Source organism: Pseudomonas sp. USTB-Z (assembly GCF_019691255.1).
GTDB classification, from domain to species: Bacteria; Pseudomonadota; Gammaproteobacteria; order Pseudomonadales; family Pseudomonadaceae; genus Aquipseudomonas; species Aquipseudomonas alloputida.
In genome coordinates this window covers 21,909-29,855 of record NZ_JAECZP010000035.1, presented here as the reverse complement: position 1 = coordinate 29,855, position 7,947 = coordinate 21,909, and the positions used below count along the sequence as shown (strand labels likewise).

General features: G+C 63.1%; 7 protein-coding genes and 3 tRNA genes. All 10 read right to left on the bottom strand.

Annotated features, from left to right (window positions below):
• Positions 1-29: 29 nt before the first annotated feature.
• The 10 genes from I8746_RS26220 to accD all read right to left on the bottom strand — a co-directional run bounded on the left by I8746_RS26220 (position 30) and on the right by accD (position 7,790).
• Positions 30-106: transfer RNA gene (locus I8746_RS26220), tRNA-Asp, on the bottom strand.
• 99 nt (positions 107-205) lie between these two features.
• Positions 206-282, bottom strand: a tRNA-Asp gene (locus I8746_RS26215).
• A 65-nt stretch (positions 283-347) separates the two neighbouring features.
• Positions 348-423: transfer RNA gene (locus I8746_RS26210), tRNA-Val, on the bottom strand.
• 219 nt (positions 424-642) lie between these two features.
• Positions 643-1,416 (bottom strand): SDR family oxidoreductase, encoded by a 774-nt coding sequence (locus I8746_RS26205; protein WP_221101181.1) that lies wholly within the window; start codon positions 1,414-1,416, stop codon positions 643-645.
• A complete protein-coding gene (locus I8746_RS26200; protein WP_003247208.1) occupies positions 1,413-2,624 on the bottom strand; it encodes an O-succinylhomoserine sulfhydrylase in 1,212 nt (403 codons plus the stop codon). Before I8746_RS26200 ends, I8746_RS26205 begins: the two co-directional genes overlap by 4 nt.
• Before the next feature lie 16 nt (positions 2,625-2,640).
• Positions 2,641-4,146 (bottom strand): amidophosphoribosyltransferase, encoded by a 1,506-nt coding sequence (gene purF, locus I8746_RS26195; RefSeq protein WP_004574897.1) that lies wholly within the window; start codon positions 4,144-4,146, stop codon positions 2,641-2,643.
• A gap of 42 nt (positions 4,147-4,188) precedes the next feature.
• A complete protein-coding gene (locus tag I8746_RS26190) occupies positions 4,189-4,746 on the bottom strand; it encodes a CvpA family protein (protein WP_003247206.1) in 558 nt (185 codons plus the stop codon).
• Positions 4,747-4,943: 197 nt separating this feature from the next.
• Entirely contained in the window at positions 4,944-5,606 is a 663-nt protein-coding gene (locus tag I8746_RS26185; protein WP_221101180.1) for an SPOR domain-containing protein, read from the bottom strand.
• Positions 5,590-6,897, bottom strand: a complete 1,308-nt coding sequence (folC, locus tag I8746_RS26180) for a bifunctional tetrahydrofolate synthase/dihydrofolate synthase (RefSeq protein WP_221101179.1) — start codon at positions 6,895-6,897, stop codon at positions 5,590-5,592. The genes I8746_RS26185 and folC overlap by 17 nt, the downstream gene beginning before the upstream one ends.
• Entirely contained in the window at positions 6,897-7,790 is an 894-nt protein-coding gene (gene accD / locus I8746_RS26175; protein WP_003247202.1) for an acetyl-CoA carboxylase, carboxyltransferase subunit beta, read from the bottom strand. The genes folC and accD overlap by 1 nt, the downstream gene beginning before the upstream one ends.
• Between the last annotated feature and the right edge of the window lie 157 nt (positions 7,791-7,947).

Sequence of the window (7,947 nt, the reverse complement as noted above, 5' to 3'; positions counted from 1 at the left end):
AAGGCGTTCATGGGGCCTTAAAGCGAAGATGGCGCAGCGGACGGGACTCGAACCCGCGACCCCCGGCGTGACAGGCCGGTATTCTAACCGACTGAACTACCGCTGCGTATCGTTCAGGCTTGCGCCCGATTGAAACTGGGATCAGCCCAAGGCGTGTGCCTTGTGGCTTCAGACCGGTGCCAGGCACCCATCTGTTACTGAAAAATGGCGCAGCGGACGGGACTCGAACCCGCGACCCCCGGCGTGACAGGCCGGTATTCTAACCGACTGAACTACCGCTGCGCAGTGCGTTCCTCTCTGGCTATCGGCTTCTTGCGAATCCGATGCTCCAGGAACATCTCAGGAAGTGGTGGGTGATGACGGGATCGAACCGCCGACCCTCTGCTTGTAAGGCAGATGCTCTCCCGGCTGAGCTAATCACCCTCGCGATGTTGCTTGTTGCGTTTGCTTCGCTGAGGCCGCGAAATTTACGCAGGTGGCGAAGCTAAGTCAATAGCCCCATTGAATTTTTTTCAAAAAGGCAACGTGAGGTTATTGCCTGTGCCGGCGTCTTCGCGGGTAAACCCGCTCCTACAGTCGGACATTAACCGTTGTAGGAGCGGGTTTACCCGCGAAGAGGCCGGCGCGGTTTAAACAAGGTGCTCAGCTATAGATCATCTTGCGGGTCATGCCGCCATCGACCACAAACTCCTGACCGGTGACAAATGCCGCCTGGCGTGACAGCAACCAGGCAACCATGGCCGCTACATCTTCCACAGTCCCTACCCTGCCCGTTGGGTGCTGGGCATGGTCAGCTTCGCTTAACGGCTCGGTACGGCGCTGCGACGGATCACGGGCATCGATCCAACCCGGGCTCACCGCATTGACGCGAATCTCCGGGCCCAGGCTCATGGCCAGGGCATGGGTCAAAGCCACCAGGCCGCCCTTGCTTGCCGCGTAAGCCTCGGTGTCGGGTTCGGATTGCCGAGCCCGGGTAGAGGTCAGGTTGACGATCGCCCCATTGTGCGCACGCAGGTACGGCGCACAATGCTTGGCCAGCAGCATGGGCCCGCTGAGGTTGACCGCCAGCACCCGGTTCCATTGGGCCAGGCTCAGGCTTTCCAGCGTCTGGTTGTGCGGGTTGGCAATGGCCGCATTGCACACCAGCGCGTCCAGCCGGCCGAACTGCCCGAGCACTTCGGACACGCCGGCACTGACCTGGGCCTCGTCGGCAACGTCCATGGTGATGAACCAGGCGTTGTCGCCCAACGCCTTGGCCACTTTGGTACCCCGCTGGCGGTCCAGATCACTCAGCACCACTTGCCAGCCTTCGCAGATCAGCCATGCGGCAATGCCAAGACCGATGCCGCGGGCGGCGCCCGTGACCAAGGCTACCCGGCCATTGTGGCCCGGGGTGCTGCCGCTGATTTCGATCACAATGCCGCCAGCCCGCGCGCCAGGTCAGCCTGCAGGTCGGCCACGTCTTCCAGGCCCACGGCAACGCGGATCAGGCTGTCGCGGATACCCGCCGCTTCACGCTCCTGCGGCGACAGGCGACCGTGTGAGGTGGTCGCCGGATGCGCGATGGTGGTTTTGCTGTCACCCAGGTTGGTCGTGATGGAAATCACTCGGGTCGCGTCGATGAAACGCCACGCGCCCTCTTTGCCACCCTTGACCTCGAAGCTGACCACTGCACCAAAACCGCTCATCTGGCGCTTGGCCAGTTCGTGCTGCGGGTGGCTGGGCAGGCCGGCGTAATGCACCTTCTCCACGCCGTCTTGCTGCTCCAGCCATTCGGCCAGGGCCTGAGCGCTCTCGCAGTGTGCACGCATACGCAGGCGCAGCGTTTCCAGGCCCTTGGTGAAGATCCAGGCGTTGAACGGGCTGAGGGTTGGACCTGCGGTTCGCAGGAAACCCACCACCTCTTTCATTTGCTCGGTACGGCCGGCAACCACACCGCCCATGCAGCGGCCCTGGCCATCGATGAACTTGGTGGCCGAGTGGAACACAATGTCGGCACCCAGCTTCAGCGGCTGCTGCAACGCCGGGGTACTGAAACAGTTGTCCACCACCAGCATGGCACCCTGAGCATGGGCGATTTCGCTGAGCGCAGTGATATCGACCAACTCGGCCAGCGGGTTGGAGGGCGATTCGACGATCAGCAGCTTGGTGTTGGCCTTGATGGCCTTTTCCCAGCCGGTGAGGTCGACCAGTGGCACGTAGTCCACCTGTAGGCCAAAGCGCTTGAAGTACTTCTCGAACAGGCTGATGGTGGAGCCGAATACGCTCTGCGACACCAGCACATGGTCACCGGCACTGCACAGCGACATGACCACGGCCAGGATAGCCGCCATGCCAGTAGACGTACCCACGGCCTGTTCGGCACCTTCCATGGCCGCCAGGCGCTCCTCGAAGGCACGCACCGATGGGTTGGTGTAGCGCGAATAGACGTTGCCCGGCGTTTCGCCGGCAAAGCGCGCAGCAGCATCGGCTGCCGTGCGGAACACATAGCTGGAGGTCAGGAACAGCGCTTCGCTGTGCTCGCCTTCCGGGGTACGGTTTTGACCAGCGCGAACCGCCAGGGTGTCGAAACCGACACCCTCGAGGTCACTGTCCAGTCGCCCGGCATCCCATTGATCCGTCATGCCGTCGCTCCCAAAATCAGTTGTTGTAAAGGTCGATGATCGCGCTGACGGCCTGGTTCTTGACCTTGGCCAGGTCATTACGGGCCTGCTCGATGCGGTCGAGGTAGGCTTCGTCGATGTCGCCAGTGACGTATTCGCCGTTGAACACCGCGCAATCGAACTGCTCGATCTTGATCTTGCCGCCGCCGACCGAATCGATCAGGTCTGGCAAGTCCTGATAGACCAGCCAATCGGCGCCAATCAACTCACCCACCTGTTCGGTGGTGCGGTTGTGGGCGATCAGTTCGTGAACACTCGGCATGTCGATGCCGTAGACGTTGGGGTAGCGTACTGCAGGGGCCGCGGAGCAGAAGTAGACATTCTTGGCGCCGGCTTCGCGGGCCATCTGGATGATCTGCTTGCAGGTGGTGCCGCGCACGATCGAGTCGTCCACCAGCATCACATTCTTGCCGCGGAACTCCAGCTCGATGGCGTTGAGCTTCTGACGCACCGACTTCTTGCGCGCGGCCTGGCCGGGCATGATGAAGGTACGGCCGATGTAACGGTTCTTGACGAAACCTTCGCGGAACTTGACGCCCAGCCGGTTGGCCAGTTCCAGCGCGGCAGTGCGACTGGTATCCGGGATCGGGATGACCACGTCGATATCATGATCGGGGCGCTCGCGCATGATCTTGTCGGCCAGCTTTTCACCCATGCGCAGACGCGCCTTGTACACCGAGACCCCATCGATGATCGAGTCCGGCCGCGCCAGGTAGACGTGCTCGAAGATGCACGGCTGCAGCTTCGGCGCTTCGGCGCATTGCTTGGTGAACAACTGGCCTTCTTCGGTGATGTACACCGCTTCGCCCGGTGCCAGGTCGCGGATCAGGGTGAAGCCGAGCACGTCCAGGGCGACGCTTTCCGACGCGATCATGTACTCCACACCTTCGTCGGTGTGACGCTGACCGAACACCACCGGGCGAATGCCATGGGGGTCGCGGAAGCCTACGATGCCGTAGCCGGTGATCATGGCCACCACGGCGTAACCGCCAACGCAGCGGCTGTGCACATGGGAGACCGCAGCGAACACGTCTTCTTCGGTCGGCTGCAACTTGCCGCGCACTGCCAGTTCGTGGGCGAACACGTTCAGCAGCACTTCCGAGTCGGAGTTGGTGTTGACGTGGCGCAGGTCGGACTCGTAGATCTCCTTGGCCAACTGCTCGACATTGGTCAGGTTGCCGTTGTGAGCCAGGGTGATGCCGTAAGGCGAGTTGACGTAGAACGGCTGGGCCTCGGCCGAGGTCGAGCTGCCCGCAGTGGGGTAGCGCACGTGGCCGATGCCGATGTTGCCAACCAGGCGCTGCATGTGGCGCTGCTGGAACACGTCGCGCACCAGGCCATTATCCTTGCGCAGGAACAACCGGCCGTCATGGCTGGTCACGATACCGGCAGCGTCCTGGCCGCGGTGCTGGAGGACCGTAAGCGCGTCATACAGCGCCTGATTGACGTTCGACTTACCGACGATACCGACGATGCCACACATGCGACGCAACCCCTACTTTGATGAAACTTGAGTGAATAGCGCTCAGGGCTTGGACGGCCCGAGCAACTGTTCCTTGAACGGAAGATCAGCCGGAGTGCTGATCAGCCCACTGGGCGTCCATTGGCCGGTGAAACCCAGAATCAGGTTTTTCGACCAGTCGGCGACCAAGAGAAATTGTGGTATCAGGCGTGATTCCTGCCACCAGGTGTCTTGTTGAACCGGCCCCAGGCTGATCAGGCCTATGGCCACCACTACCAGCAAGGCCCCGCGCGCAGCACCGAAGGCCATGCCCAGGAAACGATCGGTGCCGGACAGCCCGGTCACGCGGATCAGCTCACCGACAAGGAAGTTGACCATGGCCCCCACCAGCAAGGTGGCGACGAAAAGAATGGCGCAGCCAGCGATGACGCGCATCGATGGCGTCTGGATATAGCTCTCAAGATACACCGAGAGCGAACCGCCGAACATCCAGGCAACTGCACCGGCAATGATCCAGATGAGCAAGGACAAGGCCTCCTTGACGAAGCCGCGCTTGAGACTGATCAGTGTGGAGACGGCGATGATCGCAATGATCGCCCAATCAACCAAGGTAAATGCCACGGTGCTGCCTGCAGACGTTTGAGGCGGCGCATTTTACCAGAGCGGCGGGCCGGGAGTAAGCGGAATGTCAGCTGGATTGGTGTTGGGCCATTGGCAGGCAAACCCGCCCCCAACTGGTTCTGGCTGAGCCTTGCAGCGGCGCAGTACCTGCAGGAACGGGCTCACCCGCGAATGGGCGGCATGGCCGCCCCGGGGAATCAGCTGCGCTCAGGCTGGAAGCGCACCACAAAGCCCTTGAGGCTGTTCTGACGGTTGATGGCGTCACGCACGCGCTCGGCCTCGGCGCGCTCGATCAACGGCCCCACGTACACGCGGTTCATGCCACCCGCCGTACGGATATAGGCGTTGTAACCCTGGCTACGCAGGGTTTGCTGCAGCTTTTCGGCACCGGCGCGGTTGGACAGGCTGGCCAGCTGAATCGACCAACTGACGGGCAGGCCATTGGCGTCGATCTTCGATGGCGCGGCAGGCGCTGGTGTTGCAGCGGCCTTGGCCTCCACCTTGGGCGCGGGCGTCTGCGGCTTGGGCGGCTGAACCTGCGCCTGGGTCTGCGGCGACGGGGTGATTGGCTGGCTGGGCGTACTCGCCGGCGCAGTGGCCTCGTCGATCACCACTGGCGCCGGCTGCGCCTCCTGCGCCTCCTGCGCCTCCTGCGCAATAACCTGTGGCTCCGGCACGGCAACCGGCTCCACCTTCACTTCCGGTAGGCTGGGCATGGCCGGTGCCTGCGGGGCTTCGACGTGCACCTGGCGCATCTCGTCCTGGCGGGTAAACAGCATCGGCAGGAAGATAACCGCCAGCGCCACCAGCACCAGCGCACCCACCATGCGCTGTTTCATCCCTTTATCCAGCACAGCCATCTATTCCACCCTCCTGGGCGTGCCGCTCCAGCCATTCCAGCGCCTGGGCGACACAGAAAAACGAACCGAACAGCAGGATCTGATCATCCGCCGTCGCCTGCGCACATTGCCCTTCAAGGGCGGCGTCGACGCTGGCATAAGACTTCACCGTGGCACCGAGGTTCGCCAAGGACGAGGCCAGTTCTGCGGCCGGGCGACTGCGCGGGGTATCCAGCGGCGCCACCGCCCAGTCGTCGATGAGGCCCTGCAGCGGCGCGATAACGCCCTCCAGATCCTTGTCGGCGAGCAGGCCAAACACCGCGAGGCGGCGCCCCTTGAGCGGCCGGGCCGCCAGCCGCCTGGCCAGGTACTGCGCCGCATGCGGGTTATGCCCGACATCCAGCAGCAACGCTACCGGCTTACCCTGCCAGTTCAACAGACGGAGGTCGAGACGCCCAGTGATACGGGTATCCAGCAATGCCCGGCGAACTTGCGCCGCGTCCCACGGCAGCCCCATCAGCAGGTAAGCCTGCAAGGCCAGCGTGGCGTTTTCCATGGGCAGGTCTAGCAAAGGCAGGTCACGCAGCTCGACCTGCGCACCATCGGCGGCAGTACCACGCCAGCTCCAGCAGCCTTCGGCGCTGGTCAGGTCGAATTCCCGACCGCGCAGGAACAGTGGCGCGGCCAGTTCGGCGGCCTTGTCCAGCAATGGCCCTGGCGGATCCAGATCACCGCACAGGGCCGGTTTGCCCGGGCGGAAGATGCCAGCCTTCTCGAAGGCCACCAGCTCGCGGGTATCACCCAGGTAATCAACATGGTCGACACCGATGCTGGTCACCAGGGCGAAGTCGGCATCCACCACGTTGACGGTATCCAGGCGGCCACCCAGGCCCACCTCCAGCACCACCGCATCGAGCTGCGACTGGTAGAACAACCAGAACGCGGCCAACGTCCCCATCTCGAAGTAGGTCAGGGAAATATCGCCCCGCGCCGCCTCGACGGCGGCGAAGGCTTCGCACAGGCGCTCATCGCTGGCCTCTTGGCCATCGATCACCACCCGCTCGTTGTAACGTAACAGGTGCGGCGAACTGTACACACCGACCTTGAGCCCCTGGGCACGCAGCAACGACGCCACAAAGGCGCAGGTCGAACCCTTGCCGTTGGTGCCGGTTACCGTCACCACGCGCGGCGCCAGCTTGCCCAGCGCCAAGCGGGCAAGCACCTTCTGCGACCGCTCCAGGCCCATGTCGATGGCCGAGGGGTGCAACTGCTCGAGGTAGGCGAGCCATTCGCCCAGGGATCGTTGTTTCATCACGCGACGGCAGCCGCCTCACGCGCTTCTTCCGGCGTTTGCTGACCGGTCATCTGCGCCAGCAGGCGGGCCAGACGCGGACGCAATTCGCCACGGGAGATGATCAGGTCGATGGCACCGTGCTCCAGCAGGAACTCGCTGCGCTGGAAGCCTTCAGGCAGCTTCTCGCGTACGGTCTGCTCGATCACGCGTGGGCCGGCGAAACCGATCAGGGCCTTCGGCTCACCGACGATGACGTCGCCGAGCATCGCCAGGCTGGCGGAAACACCGCCATACACCGGGTCGGTCAGGACCGAGATGAACGGGATGCCTTCTTCGCGCAGGCGCGCCAGCACGGCAGAGGTCTTGGCCATCTGCATCAGCGAGATCAGCGCTTCCTGCATGCGCGCACCGCCCGAAGCGGAGAAGCAAACCATTGGGCAGCGGTTTTCCAGGGCATAGTTGGCCGCGCGGACGAAGCGCTCGCCGACGATGGCACCCATGGAGCCGCCCATGAACGAGAACTCGAAGGCGCTAACCACGATCGGCATGCCCATCAGGGTGCCGCTCATGGAGATCAGCGCGTCCTTTTCGCCAGTCTGCTTCTGCGCGCCGGTCAGGCGGTCCTTGTACTTCTTGCCATCACGGAACTTCAGGCGGTCGACCGGTTCCAGGTCAGCGCCCAGTTCCGCCCGGCCTTCGGCGTCAAGGAAGATGTCGATGCGCGCACGTGCGCCGATGCGCATGTGGTGATTGCACTTGGGGCAGACATCCAGGGTCTTTTCCAGCTCCGGACGATACAGCACGGCCTCGCAGGACGGGCACTTGTGCCACAGGCCCTCAGGCACCGAGCTCTTTTTCACCTCGGAACGCATGATCGAAGGGATCAGTTTGTCGACTAACCAGTTGCTCATGCTTTCTTTCTCCAGTATTGGCAGGCGGGGGACGGCGTCACCGGCCCTACCCTGCCCTTGAGCTCAAAATCTTTTATGAAACGATGGTGGACCGGCCGCCGGGGCTTCCAGCGCGCCACTCCACCGCTAATGTGTTGTTTGCCACCACAGGTGCTGG